We start from the raw sequence: 18217 nt of genomic DNA on the forward strand, positions 1-18217 counted from the left end.
ATAAATTAGCTAGGTATAAAGTAGGTATAAATTAGCCTGGATTTACAATCATTGGGGCATTCTTGATCACACTAACAAAGTGACCATCATCAAACTAATGATTAAAATGATTAAGCTGTGATGTGGCCTGAGATGTGATCAGCATGTTGCTGCGAGTTGGGAAAGCATTTTATTACCAGCAAGACATCTATATGCCTAAACCATTTAACTATTTTGATCTGACAAATTAACTATTCTGATTAAATATTAACTATTCTAATTAAATATTCTGACAAAGCACTAATCCAGACATATGACGATTGCTAAGTAATGCTCCGGTGTGGTACTAAGGTGCTGCTGAGCCAATGCATTGGCTTTAGTTTGTATTGACTGACCTTAGTCATGATCAACGATCGTAATTTTCATGGTTAATCATGGTCTGATTGGATAGGATAGGCAAGTGAATCTTGATGCTTATGATCTCAAGGTTTATAATCTCTCCTAATTTAAATGGGTCAGAATTGGTCGGGCATTACTCAATTGAATATGGTCTGTCACCAGGTATTTAGTTAAGTTATTTAAAAGGGCGATGATTAAATTTCTTGCCAAAGCATTTTCAAAAAGCGCCTTAATCAGGATGTGGCGATCGCGGCCCTATCGCTATTTTTCAACTGGTCTATTGTCCCTATTGCTAACCATAAGTTTTGGTGCGATAAGTGCGCCAGATGTACCAGCAAAATCGATTACTCAATCGACACCTGCCCCTGGGTTGGCTGAGCCTAATACGATCGACACAAACCCACGCCTGGCCATAGAAACAACTAATCAGCACCAAATTCAAGATCTCAAAAATCATTGGGCAGAACCGTTTGTACAGGGCTTGGTTAGTCGTCGCCTGATTAATATTGCTGGTAAAAATTTTCGACCCAATGCCACCGTAACCCGTGCTGAGCTGGCGGTTTTGTTGCAGCAGGCATTTATTTATCAGCCCCAATATCGTAACTGGGTGGGCTTTGATGATATTCCTGCCGATCACTGGGCGGCTGCCGCGATCCAAAAAGCATTTGAAGGTGGCTTTATTTCTGGGTTTGCCGATCGCACTTTTCGCCCCAATCAAACTGTGACTAAGGCTCAAGCCCTGGTGGCGATCGCTAATGGCATGGATCTGGTAATCGATCCTGAGCGTTCTAATCAAACTTTTTTGGCTTCGATGTATGTGGATGCCTTTGATGTACCAGATTACGCGATCGATCCGATTGCGGCGTTGACCGATCGCGGCGTTGTGGTTAATTATCCCAGGGTCAGGAACCTGAACCCCGACCAGAATATTACGCGGGCGGAGCTAGTGGCGATCATCTATCAATCGCTGGCCTATCAGGGGGGATTGCCGCCGTTGGATTCTGCCTATGTAATCGATCCCCGTGCGCCTTTGTTTGATCTCAAGGATGGGCAAGTAATTACTAAGCTGGAAGTTAATTTATCGCAGCGCCAGGTCAGCTCATTTCAGGGCGATCGTAAAGTCAAAAGCTATCCAGTTGGCGTGGGTCGGATTGGCTGGGAAACGCCCACCGGTACTTATCAGGTCAGGCAAATGTATGAGCGGCCAGCCTGGAAAAATCCATTTACGGGTGATGTGATCCCCGGTGGCGATCCCGATAACCCATTGGGTAAATATTGGATTGGATTCTGGACTAATGGCAAAGACTGGTCTGGGTTTCATGGTACGCCCAACCGCAATTCTGTTGGTCAGGCAGTTTCGCATGGTTGTATCCGCATGTATAACGAGGATATTGCCGAATTATTTAGCCAGGTGTCACCGGCAACTGTGGTGCAGGTAATTCATTAAATTATGCGTGCTCGATCGCAATTGTGAATTCAGGGCTTGGCGGTTTTGCTTAAGCTTGCAGTGGAATTCTGTTATATCAACCTGAGTGCGACCGAATCTTGGTAGTCTCTAACTTCGCATTGCTGGCGATCGCCTGAAGACCCTATTGCAATTGTTTTTATCGAACTGAGTTTAGATGCTTCACGCTCTTGCACGGTCAGGTTTACACAGGCTTATATATAACAATACTGCTGCACTGCTGCTAAAGCTGAGTATCACTGAAATGTATCATCCATCATCATCTGCTTTTTTACTGAGGATCGGCCAGCAGTTTATTCAATAAAGTTTTGAGCTTGGGAATGTCTGACTGAGTGATGTGCCATAACTTACCGATGTCGATCTCAAAATAGCCATAAATCAGGCGTTCCCCCACACCAATTAGATTCCGCCAGCTAATTTCCGGATGCTGGTTAATAAATGTGATTGGTAATCGCTTTGATACTGCGCCAATAATGCCGATCGATCGCTCCACCGCATAGATTGTTTTTTGGTCATTACTGAAGCTAGTTAAATCCATCCCGTCGATAAACTCTTCTGTGGCATTTATTGCTTCTAAAACATCAAGGATCTGTCCCCTGAACCTTTGGTCAGCATTATTGGTAAGATCACCAAAAATTCCCGTTGTGGGTTTGTCAATACTCATATACACATACAAAAGAATTTATCGAGTTTTGAGGCTTATTAAGACTAGTTTTGGGCTGAATATGAAATAGGCGACAAAAATTTATTGTTTCGATCGCTCTACGACTCTATCGAGATCACATATTAAAAGCCGTGATCTTAGCTAAAGTCTACTCTATCTAATCCATTTAAGATTGTACTTAGATGCATAAATGTTGATGTAGCGACAGGATGCAATTACATCTGCAAAATTAGCGATGCGCTTAATACGATCGATACACAATTTATCCCCTGCTTAGAGTTTAAACGCTAACTGAATCCGATGTTGTGCCTAGTAATCTAAATTCACTTTTTATGATAGTGCCTACTCTTAAGTCGGGCAACTACGTTGGCTTTTCCGTTTTAGCTTAGCGGTTGGGCCAAATTTAGCGTCCCTAATTAAGCGATCGAATTCCCGCTGAAAGTGCGCGGCAACGGTGGGATGCTTGATTAATACTAAAGTCTCGTCGTTGTTGTAGTTAGCCGCATTTGACCAGTTGTGGGAGCCAATGATCGTAATTTGGCGATCGATTACCGCAAACTTATGATGGAGGCGATCGCCCGTTGCCAAATTTGGTACCCCCACTCGATTACTTGGATTTGCCCAGGGTCGTTGATTACCATGCTTACAATCCTGGGTGGAAGCAAAACCCCACATATCCAGGGTGGCGGCATATTCACGGTAAGCAAAGCTGGAATCAACCAAAACGCCAATTTCGATCGCCTGTTGGTCTAATTCTTCTAGCAAGTTGCCAATTTTAGGCTCAGTGAATACATACATGGCAATATTAACCGAGCTTTGGGCGCGGGCGATCGCCCTGTAGATTAAGCCATTGCTGGTATCAAGCCAATCAGTGGCGCGGCGATTGGGAGAAAACTTGACCACTACCTCGGCATCCCCCACCATCACATTCACAGACGATCGTACTGGTTTGTGAATCCCAAAGCGGCTGTCTAGCTTACCACCAGGCCCATCTCCCCACATATAGTTAAATTCCTGGGTAAATAGTTGCGCGATCGTCTCATTCTCGATTTGGATCAAGCCATTGGCATTACCCACACTGTCTGGACTTGTGAAATCACCGTGGGTGCCACTCAGGCTAAAATTTGCCGACCCCAGAATTACGGTCTGATTATCAACCACCACAAACTTATGGTGCATTAACCCCGATCCAGCCGATCCATCAGCCGTATCGTCAATCCAGTTGATCTGCCCATTGGCCAGAATTTGCAGCGCATCACGCTGATCTAGCTCAGATTGGGAGAGGTGGCGATCGTGATTTTGGTCAACAAAAGCAGCATAGTCAAGGTATTTGCGTCTTTGGAAATAATCCAGATCCTCTAGTTCAGCGCGGGAGTAACTTGCCCAACTGCGGTTGTATTTATTTTCCAGAATCAATCGCACTTGCACGCCTTGTGTTTGCTTTTGTACCAAAGCTTGCGCCACCAGGGGCAAAGATAGTTCTTGCACGGCAATATCAATTGAGGTGTTGGCGTTATTAATCGCCTCAATTAGCACCTGCTCTAGATTATCGCCGTAGCGCTCAATTTGGCGGTAGGGATCACGGTAGCTACTGGCAGCGCTGGCATTGAAATAGGCAAAGATCGCCGGATGTTGAGGTAGGCTGGCGATCGGTTCTAAAGTAGCCTCAGCCTTGGCACGAGAATTGCGATCGGCATGGTTATGGCGGGGCAAGATTGCGGCAATACTAGCACCAGCAAGCAGAGCAATGGTTATGGTCAGAGCGATCGTCATCCCTTTGGCCATCTCTTTTAACCCTTGCATCATTTCCCACTCATTTACTAAAACAAAATTACAGATCAATTAAACATAAATATAATATAACTCATATACACCAGAAAAGGTTTATTTAGGTGGCAAAAATATTTTAATAGTGGTTTAATTCTGATTAAAAGAGTTTGCAAGCCTAGAAATATTGGGTAGTGCTGAACAAGTAAGGATCTAGGAGATAGTTGAATATACATACCCCAAATAAGCTAAGCTCCAAATTTTCAATCGATTGCCAATTATCCTTACTACTGCATAACTACCAAATATTGCATATCTCAGCTTGGTACTTTTTTGAACAGGATCTTGCGTAAAGTTGATTTAATCGCATCAGGCAACAAGATCTGGTGTCAAAGCGATCGATATTCTGGCCCAAAAGAGCTGCCCAAGTTGCATTAGAATAGCCATTTACCTGACCTGGTGCTCACAATGAACCCCTCCCACTTAGAAATCTAAGCAAAAGGGGTAATCAGGCCGCCAAGGCAACGATCGCATTGGCTGATGTGGTTAATGCTGGATTAATATTCTGGATTGATTAAGCTAGCAAATAAGTTAGCAAAAAGTATTTGTGCCCAAGCAGGAATTGATTCCTTGATCCTTGATCAATCACACTCGCTGACAATCAGCCATCGTGCGATCGGCATGCCTAATTCACCAACTTTGCTAACAATAACAATTAAGTTGCCAACTATACCCGCGCCACCAGGCGAATTTTGCCAGCATCCATGGCCTGCATCAAATTTGTTAAAGCATCAAAGTCATCATCCGAGATATGACCCTGCACCGTTAGTTCTAAATTGATCCGATCTTCGATCGTTGGCGTTAGTTGGCGAACGAAAAGAGCTTGGTTGACTAGATTTCTAATTGCACTTTTGGCGGCCATGATTAAATTCCTCGCTGCTTACTTAACTTGAGAAAGATTTTAAAAAACAAGATTTGATTACATTTAAGCTGCATTCAAGTAATTCCTTGATTAGGTTCAAACTTGAACTACTGAATATCTGAATATGTTTATTAGAATCTCGCTAAATGACGTAAGCAGATGTGATTAGTATCCCAACTTAGGCGTGATTTCGATCGCACCGAGGCAGCGTTTTTACTCTTTCCCAGCTAAAACCTTTGCCCAATCTCTTTTGTAGCGATCTTGATGAAATGTTGACCACATGGCAAGCCGTCTAGATTTTGCCAGGTGCTAAGTCCATCTGGTTAATAATTTGTTACATTTTCTTGGACAGTTTAATTATGATTGCTTGCGCAACCTGAGTTCGGCAGATCTTGGCAACCCTAAATTGGCGCTAGATCAAATCCCATAGATCGCCCACGATCGCAACAAATTAATAGCAATGTCTACAGTGATTTTTGGCATTGCCTAAGCCAGGATAAAAATGCCGCTAACCAAGATATTAAACCTATGTCTGATCACAGTTTGGCCGATCGCTTGATCGTTAAATCGTCCCGCAAATATCCAACTTCCGATTTTTTAGTGGCAGTGTTGAATCAGGCTTGATCGTACAAAGAAATTGTCGATCGCCAGAACCCGCTATTAATATCCCCCTCAGCTTACTCGATGAAAAACGATCTCTAAGGGGGAATAGTTTTATATAAGTTTTATATAAGTTAAGGAAAAAGTTGATCAACCCAAAAACCTAAAATTCTCTTGGCATAAACCGATCGCGCCAACCACTATCGGGCTCGATCGTTGCTTCGGTTAATGAAAGTAGCTTTTGCTCTTGCTTGGCTAATTTCTGGCTCAAATTCTGGCGGCGATCTCTTTCCCTATTTTCAGCACTGCGGCTAATTAAATTTGATTGGTTTGCTTCCCGTGGATACCTGCAACTATAGCGATCGAAGGCACCAAAGGAACCCAAATCAACAAACCGACTTTCGATTAAATTATTCAGTCCAGAATCAAACCGACCAATATTATGCCTAGTATTTTGGATTTGGCCATAGGCAGAAGCGGCCGCACAAGCCAACATTCTCTGTTGATGTGTTGCCGATCGCCGTTGCGATTGTGGCCCGTTTAAACAATTTGTGGATCCCATCCCTTTTTCCCCGTAGCTTTAAGCTTGTTGTTAAAAGATTACTGAATTAAACTGGATTAAATAGCTAGCTATCAAAATGATAGTTTAGTAGCCGCTACAACTTGCTTTATCAAGAAGCTCTACAAAATAAAGCGCGTTTAGTAAAATTTGCTACATTTTATCCTATGAGCCTATAGTACCTCAATTGCCATCTGATGTTAACTCTGCCTTTGTAAATATTTATGGGTAGAAAGAATTAGTAATAAATCTTAAAGCTGAGCGAAAAAAACAAATCTCGCATAACTTTAATTCCACGATCAGCGATCGTAAGTGTTTAAGGCTTAGTCCAACCTGACTCAATATATATATGGATTCAACCTTGACTAAAGCTGGATATCAGCGGCAGCCAATTCCTCGACATTACTGCACACTGGCAGGATCTGGGTCATATTAGCAATATCCAACAGCATCCTGACCTGGGAATTGGGGCGATAGATAACCACACGTCCGCCCCGCGATCGCATCCACTTTAGTAAAAAAACCAGGCTCCCCAAACCACTACTATCAATAAAAGTGACTTCGTGCAGATCCAGCACCAAAGTTGTGGTATCCGCTTCTACACAATCGATTACTTCTTGACGTAGCTGCTTAGAATTAGAAGTATCAATTTTTCCGTGCAAATAAGCCGCTTTGATATTGCCCTGACCATTGCATTGATTCATTTATTTTGCTCAGCTACGGCATGACTAAAAGGATAACTAATTTTTGATCTAGCTTAGTTAAAATTTTCGCTATAGTCGTCACACATAAGGATGGCATCTTACGCCTTGCTTTTGATTTGTACTGCTGAATGGCAAACAAAAGCGATCGCGGCCAGAATGCTTTGATGATTAGCGATCGTAAATAATCGCCCAATGCCTACTTAAGTTGGCCTGATAATTTCAACCCAAACTATTTTAAGCTGGTTAAAGATGAAAGCCATAAAAGCATATTTAGCCAGTTTAGTTGATCCTGAGTTTGTACCCGCTGGGTTGCGGGTAGCCCTGGTGGTGGGCTCGTTGTTATTTGTAATCAATCATGGTTCTGCCCTGGTCAATCGCAAAATGAACTCTGGGCGGTGGGTTTCGGTGATGCTAACTTACATCGTTCCCTATTGTGTTAGTGTGCATGGCCAATATACGCAACAGGCCAATAACGCTAAAAATCGCCCAAATCAGCGTAGAAAATAATAGAGGCAGCGAGATTGTTACGGTTAGGTAAAGTTAAAGCAACATAGTAGGTAAATCCAACTAGAGCAATATTTTGGGTGGGATCAGCATAAACAACAAGCTATTGGCGATCGGCGTTTCTGGTTCCGGCACAGCCAAACCAATGATGCCTGCTTTCTTGAGCACCAGTACACTGCGCACCTCCCCCCACAGTAAAACTTCCGCCCAAGCACTTAGATCAGGTTCATGACCAATTAATCCCAGCGATAGATCGCTACGTCCACCCCCATTAATCCCAGGACTTATGCCAGATTCTTGCCAGTTACGAAACCAGTCCAGCCACTTTTGAAAATCCCCCTCGGGAGCCAGGTACTCACTTTGCGCGATCGGATAGCCTTGTTCGGCAAAGATCGCTGCTGTTTGTTTAGCCCTGACCAGTGGACTATGTTGTACTAGATCAAATTTTAACCCCAGATGATTAAGTTTGCGAGCAATCTTTTTAGTCTTTTTATGACCTTCTTCCGTGAGGGGGCGATCGCCATCACGATCATAGCCAGCGCGATCGGCAGCAATGCCATGTCGAATGAAGTAAATACTAACCTTAGTCATGCTTTAAGTTTGGCGACTCCTGGTAGAACGGATATGGAAGGGATAGGGATATGGACGTTGTACCTTAGTGGGATGGATTAACTAAATCTACAGAACTCTACCGAATTCTATAAAGCCAGGGTTAACTGCAATTGACGCTTTGGTTTAATCTCCGCTTCCGGCACAGGTTCCGGGTCATCCTTCACCGCGTTGCAATAGCGAGCATAACTACACCGCTTACAATGATCACCGGTGCAGGGCTGCCATTGCCGATCGCTCCGTAGCTGCAAAGCAATTTCACCGATCGCTTCGCGTACCTTTTGCATATGTTCTGCCGTGGCGGGAAAGATGACCTTCTCGCCGGTGCGCAGAAAGATCAAGCTAAGTTGCTTCAGGCTTTTATGATAGCGCTGCGCCAGAGCCAGATAATAGAGGCCGATTTGCAAGTCTACCGTGGTGGGATCGGGCAAATTAACTGTTTTGGCAGATTTATAGTCTATTAATTCCAGGCCATCATCGAGCCAATCGAGGCGATCGCACCTTCCAGTCAAATTAAACTCCACATTTTCCGCCAAGAAAGTGCCCTGAATTTTGCTTTCCAGCGCCAGCGGTCTATTAATTTCGCCCACCGCCACCATATATTGCTGGTAATAGGTTTGCAAAATCTCGCGTCCTTCTTGCACCTGGTTCATTGATAATGCCACTGAGTTTTTGAGCCAGCAGGATTCTAGCCACTCATACTCAGGAATTGGGGCTTGATAATGCCAATCACCATAGATCTGTTGCAGGGTCTTGTGTAAGGCTGTGCCTAGTCCAGCGGCACCAAAGAAAGAGGCACTAGGTAACCCCATCTCGTAGCGATAGTGGTATGACCGAGGACAACGGCTATAGGTTTGGAGCTTGGAAGCCGATAGGTGGTATGGCATGGCAATATTTAGCCCAACTCAGAATCAAAGAGTTAGTTTGTATGATAGCAAATTGCTTTGATTAATCGGTAAATAAGATTAAAAAAAAGATAAGATCCAGCATTGATATCGCTCGCTCTGGATGCTGAAATTTGTGGCGATCGCATAAGCGATCGAACATTAGTTTTGTAAATCGCAACAAATCCTTAAAGCCTATTGCACAAATGCAGTTCATGATGCAGTATGTCAATATTGCAATGTTCATTACAAAGTCTAGGCAAAGCTGTTGCTAATATTGCTTAGAACGTTGCAAAAAATAGGGCAAGGAGACGCAAGGTTATTGTTGATTTTGCAAATGTTCTAAAAATCAACAAAATTAGGTAATTAACTGGATTGTGATTCAACCAATTGCGGATTAAGTTAAATTTGAGCGATTAAATTTGAGCGATCGTAATTTGAACTTTAATTTAAACTTACGTGGCTTGGAATTTAAGCAGCTACCAACTAAATCACTAGTACAACTTAATAAATTAATAAAATTTGCGTTTGGGCGTAAATTAGGCTGGAATAGTCGATCCTAGAGACATGATCTAGATTGCCTAACCCTCAAATATTTGCAAATATTTGCTGATTGACTAATCAGTACCTGGTTTGCCTATAAACTTTCAGAAAATCACAACCTGCAAAGCTAGAGAATTAGTGCAATTTAAATTGTCTGATTGATCGCCTTGATCGCCAACGCAAAAATTATTATTCACCTGGGAAAATATCGATCGCGGTTCTGCCGACTGGAATATTGGGGATACAGAAATAAATTAAAATGACCGTATTAGATCTACTGTCAAGGTGTACCTTTAACCTACATAATGGAGTGCTGAGGATAGATTGCCCCAATGTCGTGGTCGCCAATCGATTGCTTTGTCGCTACGATCGCGTCTCTGAGTTGGCTAAACAATTTCCTCAGATTATGAAGTGGCAAATTTGGTGTGTGGGCAAGAAATATGCGCCAACTATGTCGATTCGGAGTGGTGATATTTCTTCATAGTTGGCATGGCTGAGGTAAGTAGCTGATAGTCTAGCAATGGTAGCGATCGACTCAGAGGTGAAATTAGTCTCATTTCTCCTTAGGGTTTATGTTCGTTTATGTGTTTGGAGCGATCGCTCAAATTAGGCTTTGCTCTTTGCCACTACCCAATAACTTAAGCAAGTGATTTAACGACTGCTTTATGCCCAACCTGCCCAACTTGATCACCACAATCGCTAACTGGATTAGCTGGTTAATTCGATCGGTAGCCCAAGGGGGACATCGGCTGATTAGAGGTGGCAGGCAGCGATCGCGGCGATTGCTAGCATTTGCGGCATTGGCAATTACTACCGCTTTGGGTTCTATCTGGATTGCCAGGCCAGGCGCAGCGATCACCCAAATTCATTCTATAGAAACTAATATTAATGCTGCTGAATTAACCAATCAGCAAGGTAGAGAGCCTCATAGCGATCGTAAAAATAGTAAAGATAGCAGTCTTGCAAAAGCGATCGATCTAAGCCTGCTTGATGCAACTTCAAGCTATGCAGTGTTTCCAACTAATCCAACCAAGCCAACCCAAAATCAGGTTCTGGCTCAGTTAAATCAACTAGCTCAGGCCAGTAATGCTGCACCGGACTCATTAGATGCTTTAAATTCATTAGATTCAAGAATAGAGGCGGGACGATCGCTCTATCGCAATGGTAGATACGCTGAAGCGATTATTAAATGGCAGCAGGCATTGCATCTAGCCGATCGGCAAAATGAATTGGTTGCGCAGGCAATGGTGCAAAGTAATCTCGCCCTGGCCTATCAAAAACAGGGGCAATGGACACAGGCAGAAGCAGCGATCGCTAGTAGTTTGGCGCTATTAAATTATGACGAAAATGCAATCCCAGCCCCAGCAAATCAAACCCAGCAATTAGGATCATTTATTGCCTCGCTACAACCTACACCAACCCTGGCACAAGCATTAAATACTAAAGCCAGCTTGCAATTTGCGCGGGGACAAACCCGATCGGCACTAACCACCTGGCAGATCGCCACCGCCATCTATCAGCAAGTGGGTAATCCGATCGGGGAAATTCGCGGTCGCTTGAACCAGGCTCAAGCCCTGAAGGCATTGGGATTTTTCCGGCGTGCCCTCAACGAACTAGAACAGGTTAAGGTGCAACTCCAGGATGTTCCTAGCTCGGCGATCGCGGCGGCTGGCTGGCGCAATCTGGGAGATGCTCTCGTTGCAACTGGGGAGTTTGAGCAGGCAGAAACCGCCTTGAATCAGAGTTTGGCGATCGCCCAGGCCACTGATGCAACTGATGCAGTAGATACGGATCTAGAGGTGAGTAGTACCTTTTTGAGTTTGGGTAATTTATTTTGGGTCAGGGCTCAGCAAGCAGTCGTAAGAAGCACCAGTGATATTAATGCCGCATTGGGCTATTACGAAGCAGCCGCAAATGCTGCAATATTGGCAAGCGATCAAATTAATGCCGATCTCAATCGTTTGCACTTACTTACTGCAACCGAGAGACTTGAGAGCGCAATCGCCCTTGCCAATGAATTAGAATCGCCGATCGCCAATCTGCCTCCCAGCCGTGACCATATCTATGCCAGGATTAACTATGCTGGCAACCTGGTTAAAATTGCCGACGAAAATCAAAACAATCGCTACTATCTCGCCGCGTCGGATATTCTAGCAAAAGCGATCGCCCAGGCCAAGGAACTAAAAGATCAGCGCAGTCTTGCCTATGGCTTGGGAAATCTGGCCCATGTGTATGAACAAACTGGTCAGCTAGCAGCAGCTAAGCAACTGAGCGAAGAGGCTTTGGCGATCGCCCAATCGATCGATGCCCCCGATATTGCCTATCGTTGGCAGTGGCAATTAGGCCGAATTTTGAGCAGCCAGGGAGATCCAGAAGCGGCGGTTGCGGCCTACAGCGAAGCGGTGAATAGTCTTGAGTATTTGCGCAGTGATCTGGTGGCAACCAGTCAGGGCGTGCAGTTTTCTTTTCGGGATAGTGTTGAGCCAGTCTATCGCCAGTTGGTGAGTCTGTTGCTGAGCGATCAGTTTGGCAATGGGGTAACCAAACAGAAAAACCTACTCAAGGCTCAAGCAGTGATTGAATCGTTGCGGCAAGCTGAACTGGTGGACTTTTTCCGCGCCGATTGTGTGGAGGCTAAACCGGTTACGATCGCAGCGCTAGATCCCAATGCCGCCTTGATTTATCCAGTAGTGCTAGACGATCGCCTGGAAGTGATTTTGCGATTGCCCGATCAGCCTTTACGTCACTATGCCACAACCGTTACCAGCAGCCGTGTAAATACTATGGTGGTAGACCTGCGGATTAATTTACTCGATCGCACTGCGGTAGACTATTTGGCTCAGGCACAGCAACTATACGATTGGTTAATTCGCCCTGCCGCCACGGAAATTGCCAATAGCAAGGCAAGCAATTTAATCTTTGTGCTGGATGATGCGCTGCGAAATGTGCCGATGGCCGTGTTACACGATGGCGATCGCTACCTTGGCCAGGACTATAGCATTGCGATGGCACCAGGATTGGAGCTAATTGAATCACAACAGCTCGATCGCCAGGAGATCGTTGCTCTCACCGCTGGGCTGACTGAAGCTAGGCAGGGGTTTAGTTCGCTGCCCAATGTGGAATTGGAGCTAACGGAAATAAACAGTCAGGTGCCTAGCCAGATTTTGCTCAATCAGGAATTCACCAACGATCGGCTGACTGCTTCGCTCCAAAATGCTGACTTCCCGATCATTCATCTGGCCACCCACGGTGAGTTTAGCTCCAAAGCTGAAGATACCTTCTTACTGACCTGGGATAGTCGCTTGAATATTGAAGACCTTAAGCAACTTTTGGGGAGCCGATCGCAATCGGAAGACAAGGCGATCGAGCTATTAATTTTGAGTGCCTGTGAAACAGCGGTGGGCGATCGGCGGGCGGCGTTGGGACTGGCCGGAATGGCGGTACGAGCTGGGGCAAGGAGTACGCTGGCTTCGTTGTGGTCGATCGATGATGCGGCCACCGCCCAGTTCATGGCAAGGCTCTATGATAATTTAGGCGATCGGAATATTTCCAGGGCGAAGGCATTGCAAAAGGCTCAGATCGCGCTAATTAATGATCCTGAATATAACCATCCATTCTTCTGGGCTCCGTTTGTGATGGTGGGTAACTGGCTATAGGGCTGGAGATTTTGCCGCTTTCTATAATATTCGTGAATAATTACACTTCCGCCAATACCATTGCCAAGCATTCTTCCCAGGTGGGCAAATTTATATTAAACGTATCGCATAGCTTGGTGGGATCGAGTTGGGAATTGGCAGGGCGTTTTGCTGGCGTAGGATATTCACTGGTGGAAATTGGCTGGATTGCTTTAATGATCTGCTGTTCTGCCTGCCGATCGCCCACCATGATCGCCTTCGCAAACCCATGCCAACTGGTACTGCCAGCCGCAGTGAGATGATATACCCCACCGCGATCGGTAAACCAATTAGTTAGACTTGGTGTTGGTGAACCGGAAGCAGAGCTACTAATCGCCTGGGTAATAATGTGGGCAGTGGTCTGGGCGATCAACCGCGACCAGGTGGGTGTGCCGAGTTGATCGGCGACAACGCGCAATTCTTCTTTTTGGCGGAACAATCGCAACATCGTGATCATAAAATTCTTACCAATCCGGCCATAGACCCAGCAGGTACGCAGAATTAGATGGGCTGCCCCACTCTGGGCGATCGCTGCTTCTCCGGCGAGCTTGGTTTTGCCATAGACTCCGAGGGGATTGGTGGGATCGGTTTCGACATATGCGCCATCCTTACTGCCATCAAACACATAATCCGTGGAATAGTGAATCATCGTTGCACCCAGTTTTTTAGCTTCCGCCGCCATAATCCCCGGCGCAATGCCATTGATCTGCATCGCCAATTCTGGTTCTGATTCGGCTTTGTCCACGGCAGTATAGGCAGCGGGATTGATAATCAAATCTGGTTGGATCTCTTTGATCGCATTGCGAATCCTATCAGGATTGGCTAGGTCTAGAGTTTGCCGATCGCAAGTAATCACCTGCCCCAGCGTGAGCAACGATCTTTGCAATTCCCAACCCACCTGGCCAGTTGTGCCCGTCAGCAGAATTTTTACCATATTGAACCAAAATTAAGTAGTCAAAATTCAATCAAACAAGTCTGCTTCTTTTAATCGTTTTCCGGCCTTATCCTTGTTCGACAAAATCGGCTCACCATCCAGTTGCCAATCGATGTTTAATTCAGGATCATTCCACAGCAACGATCGCTCATGCTGAGGGGCATAATAATTGGTGGTTTTATAGAGGAAATCCGCATAGTCCGATCGCACCAGGAAGCCATGCCCAAACCCTGGCGGCACCCAGAATTGACGTTTATTTTCAGCACTCAAGATCACGCTCACCCACTGGCCAAAGGTAGGTGAGCTTTTGCGTAGATCCACCGCCACATCAAGCACCTCTCCGATCACCACGCGCACCAATTTACCCTGAGCCTGTTGGATTTGATAGTGCAACCCCCGCAACACATTTTTGCCGGAGCGAGAATGATTATCCTGCACAAATTCCAGCGTGATGCCTGCTTCATCGGCTAGCTTTTGCTGGTTAAAGCTTTCCATGAAAAAGCCGCGATCGTCACCAAACACGGCAGGTTCAATAATCAATAGATCAGGGATTTTAGTTTTAATGATTTCCATGCTTACTTATCATGTCTGCAATAATTTGCAATAATTTGCATTAATTTACCAAATCAGAATTTAAAGGCAATTCAATCATAAACTGTGCCCCTGAACCGATCGTTGACTCACACCACAATCGCCCCTGATGTTTTTCCACAATAATTTGATAGCTGATCGACAGACCTAAGCCTGTGCCCTGCCCGACTGGTTTGGTGGTAAAAAATGGATCGAATAGTTTAGCGATCGTCTCCGCATCGATCCCTGGCCCGTTGTCGCTCATCTTAATCAACACCCGATCGCCAATTAATTCAGTGCTAATCATAATCTGGCTAGGATTTTCCTTTACTTCTGCTGGAGGGCGAGCCTGGTTATATTCTTCCAGCGCATCGATCGCATTGCTAAGAATATTCATAAACACCTGATTTATCTGCCCCGCGTGGCACTCCACTGGCAACAGATCGCCATATTGCTTCACTACCTCGACCCCAGGATAATCACCATAGGGTTTAATTCGATTCTGGAGAATCAACAAAGTGTTATCAATGCCCTCATGTAAATCAAAGGGTTTTTTGTCGCCCTGATCGACCCGTGAGAAATTCCGCAACGACATTACAATCTGGCGAATCCGATCGGCACCAATTTTCATCGAGTTCAGCATTTTCGGCAGGTCTTCGGAGATAAAGTCTAGGTCTTCGTCTTCGACCATCTCGCTAATTGATTCTGGTGGTTCGGGGTAATGCTGTTGATAGAGCTTGAGAATCTCAAACAGGCTATGGATATAGCGGGTGGCATGGTTGAGATTGCCATGAATAAAATTCACCGGATTATTAATTTCATGGGCTACACCCGCAACTAGCTGCCCCAGGCTGGACATTTTCTCGGTTTGGATTAGTTGCGATTGGGTTTCCTGCAAATCCTGGAGTGTGGTTTCTAGCTGTAGCGCCTGGGCATAGGCTTTACTGGCATCACGGCGGGTTTGGGCATATAGCTCGGCTTGGTTAATGGCGATCGCCAATTGATCGGAAGCCGTGTCCAGCAACTCCAGTTCATCATCACTCCAGGGACGCACCCCATTACAATGGGCGATCACCACCACGCCCAACTTACCCAGATTGGTCTTGATCGGAATTAAAAGTTGAGCGGTGAAGCCCCGCGCCAGTAAATATTCGCGGCTATTGGGATCAAGCTCGGCATCTTCCTCGATCGAGTCGGTACGCACCATATCCAGTGCTAATACTTTTTGCACCAGGGCTGGGACTTGAGACAGGGGGAAATAGTCCACACCCACAGGTAATTCCTGGCTGGTGGCAATATGCACTAGCTCAAACTCTGGTGGTTCCGAATCTGGCTTATACCAGAAGAAATTACACAGATCGACCTGAAGCAGTTCACAAATTTCAACTACAGCGGCAGAGAGGGTTTGATCGAGATCCAGGGAATCGCGGATTTGGCTGGCAAGGCGACGATTGAGTAATTCTTCGCGCTGCACCAGCTCTTTAAATCTGGCCTTAGACTTGCGCAATTCCCGTTCTGTGCGCTGGCGTTCCCATTGTTCAATGCTGAGGGAAACCACATCGGCGATCGAATGGGCAAAATTTTGCTCCTCCAGTGCCCATTCTCTGGTTGGCCCAAAATGTTCGTATAGCAATACCCCTACCGTTTGTCCACCCAAGCGCAGTGGTACATCCAGCACAGCACTAGCTCCTGCCCCCGGCACGTAGGCTCCAGCACTTTCATTGGTGGGGGTGAGGAAAAAGTAATCGACGATCGTTGAGGTAACATACTCCTTAGTTTGCTCTGTCTGGGCTTCGGCTTCCAGTTTACCCAGCCCCAGTGTGGTTTTAAAACAATCAGGGTAGTCGGCAATATGCACTTCAATTCGGCGTGAATGGCGATCGCTAGTGCGTTGATATAAGTTCAAACAATAGGCTTTACTGGCCTGCTCGCCATACATCCACACACTCACCCGCTCCACTTCCAGCGTTTGGGCAGCAATTTTGGTGATCGTGCCTAAATTAACATTCAGATCGCCGCTGTTTCTGACCCGTTGCTTGGTTAACTCCAACAGGGCTTGCTGTTGCCGTCTCAGACGCATACTACTGAGCTGGAGTGCTGCTTCAGCCTGTTTGCGATCGGTGACATCATGGGCCACAATCACCAGCCCGGTTACCTCATTCTCGTCATTGCGAATCACACTCCCCGATGATTCTAGAATTCGCCAGGTGCCGTTTTTATGCTGCATCCGATATTGCAGTTGCTGACCTTGCTTAGTTCTGAGGGTAGCTTGGGCTACTTCTACAACCTTGGCCTGATCGTCAGGGTGAATGTGGGAATAGGCCCAGGTACCTTTTAATTCATCGGGGGCATACCCTAAAACCGATTGGTAGGAGGGGCTATTATAAATTCGATAGCCCTTAGCATCAATCACCGCAATTAAATCAGCGGCATTTTCCGAAATCAGCCTAAATCGCTCTTCACTCTCGCGCAGCGCTAATTCAGAGAGTTTGCGCTCAGTAATATCGTGGGCAACCACCACTAGGCTTTCAGCTTCACCCTGCTCATTGGTAATCACGGTGCTGGTCGAAGACAGGGTACGCCAGGTGCCATTTTTATGCTGGGCTCGATATTCCAGTGTTTGCCCTTCACCACTGGCAAAGGCATCCTTGGCGGCATTAATCACCATTTCCCGATCATCCGGATGAATGCGGCCAAACGACCAGGTGCCCTTGATCTCTTCCGGTGAATAGCCCAGGATTTTCCCGTAGGAGGGGCTGTTATAGATGCGATAACCACTGCGATCGACCACGGCGATCAGATCGGCAACATTCTCAGCAATGGTGCGAAAGTGTTCTTCTCGCTTGCGCAGGTTTATTAGATTTTGCTGGCGATCGCTGATTTCTTCGATCGTAATGATTGCAGCGATTGGTTGGATCGATTTCTCAGCATTATTGGCAGGCTTGGCAGGGCTGATTTTAATTACAAAATGGCGGTATTGTTGCTCCTGGCTATTCTGAAATGGTGACTCAGGATCTGGCACCGTTGGTTCATCGGTGTTGGAGTGGCTAGACTCTTCATTGGCGGTAGATTTAAGCTCACCAGCCTCATTAAGATCGCCAGAACTAGGATTATTAAGCTCATTTAGCTGATCCAAATCCACGATCATCAGCTTTTCCAGCTCCACCACCACTGCTCCGGCAGCCGTATTACTACTCCCGCCGCTTGCTCTAAATTCTTCTAATTCAGGCTCTAGCCATTGTTGCAGCCAGTTCAGGTCAGCTTGCCGATCGCTAGCAGGACGATCGCTCTGTTCTTCTTCGGCACTAAATTTTAGCTGTTGGCATAGGGATTGGGCAGCTTGATTCAGCCAGACCAATTGGCCATTTGCCCCTACAAGGGTACAGGCACTAGGCAGGGATTCAAAAACCTGGAAATAGTCGATCGGTTGGTTAGACATG

The 18217-nt window shown here is 45.8% G+C and carries 14 protein-coding genes; 4 read left to right on the forward strand and 10 right to left on the reverse strand.

The features are described from left to right. Positions 1 to 568 precede the first annotated feature (568 nt). A complete protein-coding gene (locus PSE7367_RS20050; RefSeq protein WP_225882682.1) occupies positions 569 to 1825 on the forward strand; it encodes an S-layer homology domain-containing protein in 1257 nt (418 codons plus the stop codon). A gap of 289 nt (positions 1826 to 2114) precedes the next feature. On the opposite strand, the gene PSE7367_RS03065 is transcribed toward PSE7367_RS20050, so the two are convergent. The 5 genes from PSE7367_RS03065 to PSE7367_RS03085 all read right to left on the reverse strand — a co-directional run bounded on the left by PSE7367_RS03065 (position 2115) and on the right by PSE7367_RS03085 (position 7059). Beyond that, a complete protein-coding gene (locus PSE7367_RS03065) occupies positions 2115 to 2507 on the reverse strand; it encodes a HepT-like ribonuclease domain-containing protein (RefSeq protein ID WP_015163895.1) in 393 nt (130 codons plus the stop codon). Positions 2508 to 2855: 348 nt separating this feature from the next. Next, positions 2856 to 4313 (reverse strand): phospholipase D-like domain-containing protein, encoded by a 1458-nt coding sequence (locus tag PSE7367_RS03070; RefSeq protein WP_015163896.1) that lies wholly within the window; start codon positions 4311 to 4313, stop codon positions 2856 to 2858. Between the two features lie 688 nt (positions 4314 to 5001). After that, positions 5002 to 5196 carry a hypothetical protein gene (locus PSE7367_RS03075; RefSeq protein ID WP_015163897.1) on the reverse strand — a complete coding sequence of 65 codons (195 nt, stop codon included), beginning with the start codon at positions 5194 to 5196 and terminating at the stop codon, positions 5002 to 5004. 763 nt (positions 5197 to 5959) lie between these two features. Continuing rightward, positions 5960 to 6358, reverse strand: a complete 399-nt coding sequence (locus tag PSE7367_RS03080) for a hypothetical protein (RefSeq protein WP_015163898.1) — start codon at positions 6356 to 6358, stop codon at positions 5960 to 5962. 362 nt (positions 6359 to 6720) lie between these two features. Beyond that, the gene (locus PSE7367_RS03085) at positions 6721 to 7059 is read right to left on the reverse strand and encodes an STAS domain-containing protein (RefSeq protein ID WP_015163899.1); all 339 of its coding nucleotides are present in this window, start codon (positions 7057 to 7059) and stop codon (positions 6721 to 6723) included. 249 nt (positions 7060 to 7308) lie between these two features. Between PSE7367_RS03085 and nrtS the strand changes: the two genes are divergently transcribed. Continuing rightward, complete coding sequence (nrtS, locus tag PSE7367_RS03090; RefSeq protein WP_015163900.1) at positions 7309 to 7566, forward strand: nitrate/nitrite transporter NrtS; 258 nt, start codon at positions 7309 to 7311, stop codon at positions 7564 to 7566. A gap of 60 nt (positions 7567 to 7626) precedes the next feature. On the opposite strand, the gene sixA is transcribed toward nrtS, so the two are convergent. Together sixA and PSE7367_RS03100 are read right to left on the reverse strand one after the other, a co-directional pair. Beyond that, complete coding sequence (gene sixA / locus PSE7367_RS03095; RefSeq protein ID WP_015163901.1) at positions 7627 to 8154, reverse strand: phosphohistidine phosphatase SixA; 528 nt, start codon at positions 8152 to 8154, stop codon at positions 7627 to 7629. 107 nt (positions 8155 to 8261) lie between these two features. Continuing rightward, positions 8262 to 9059 carry a RecB family exonuclease gene (locus PSE7367_RS03100; protein WP_015163902.1) on the reverse strand — a complete coding sequence of 266 codons (798 nt, stop codon included), beginning with the start codon at positions 9057 to 9059 and terminating at the stop codon, positions 8262 to 8264. Positions 9060 to 9858: 799 nt separating this feature from the next. On the opposite strand from PSE7367_RS03100, the gene PSE7367_RS21760 reads away from it, so the two are divergent. Then, on the forward strand, positions 9859 to 10083 hold the full coding sequence (locus tag PSE7367_RS21760) for a hypothetical protein (protein ID WP_156800331.1): 225 nt from the start codon (positions 9859 to 9861) through the stop codon (positions 10081 to 10083). 181 nt (positions 10084 to 10264) lie between these two features. Further along, complete coding sequence (locus PSE7367_RS03105; RefSeq protein WP_015163903.1) at positions 10265 to 13255, forward strand: CHAT domain-containing protein; 2991 nt, start codon at positions 10265 to 10267, stop codon at positions 13253 to 13255. 40 nt (positions 13256 to 13295) lie between these two features. On the opposite strand, the gene rfbD is transcribed toward PSE7367_RS03105, so the two are convergent. Genes rfbD through PSE7367_RS03120 form a run of 3 tightly spaced genes read right to left on the reverse strand, consistent with a single transcriptional unit; the run spans position 13296 to position 18216 of the window. Then, entirely contained in the window at positions 13296 to 14207 is a 912-nt protein-coding gene (gene rfbD, locus PSE7367_RS03110) for a dTDP-4-dehydrorhamnose reductase (RefSeq protein WP_015163904.1), read from the reverse strand. A gap of 27 nt (positions 14208 to 14234) precedes the next feature. Next, on the reverse strand, positions 14235 to 14780 hold the full coding sequence (gene rfbC / locus PSE7367_RS03115; RefSeq protein WP_015163905.1) for a dTDP-4-dehydrorhamnose 3,5-epimerase: 546 nt from the start codon (positions 14778 to 14780) through the stop codon (positions 14235 to 14237). Between the two features lie 40 nt (positions 14781 to 14820). After that, positions 14821 to 18216 (reverse strand): PAS domain S-box protein, encoded by a 3396-nt coding sequence (locus PSE7367_RS03120; RefSeq protein WP_015163906.1) that lies wholly within the window; start codon positions 18214 to 18216, stop codon positions 14821 to 14823. Position 18217 lies beyond the last annotated feature (1 nt).

This window comes from Pseudanabaena sp. PCC 7367, from assembly GCF_000317065.1.
In the GTDB taxonomy this organism is placed as follows: Bacteria; Cyanobacteriota; Cyanobacteriia; order Pseudanabaenales; family Pseudanabaenaceae; genus Thalassoporum; species Thalassoporum mexicanum.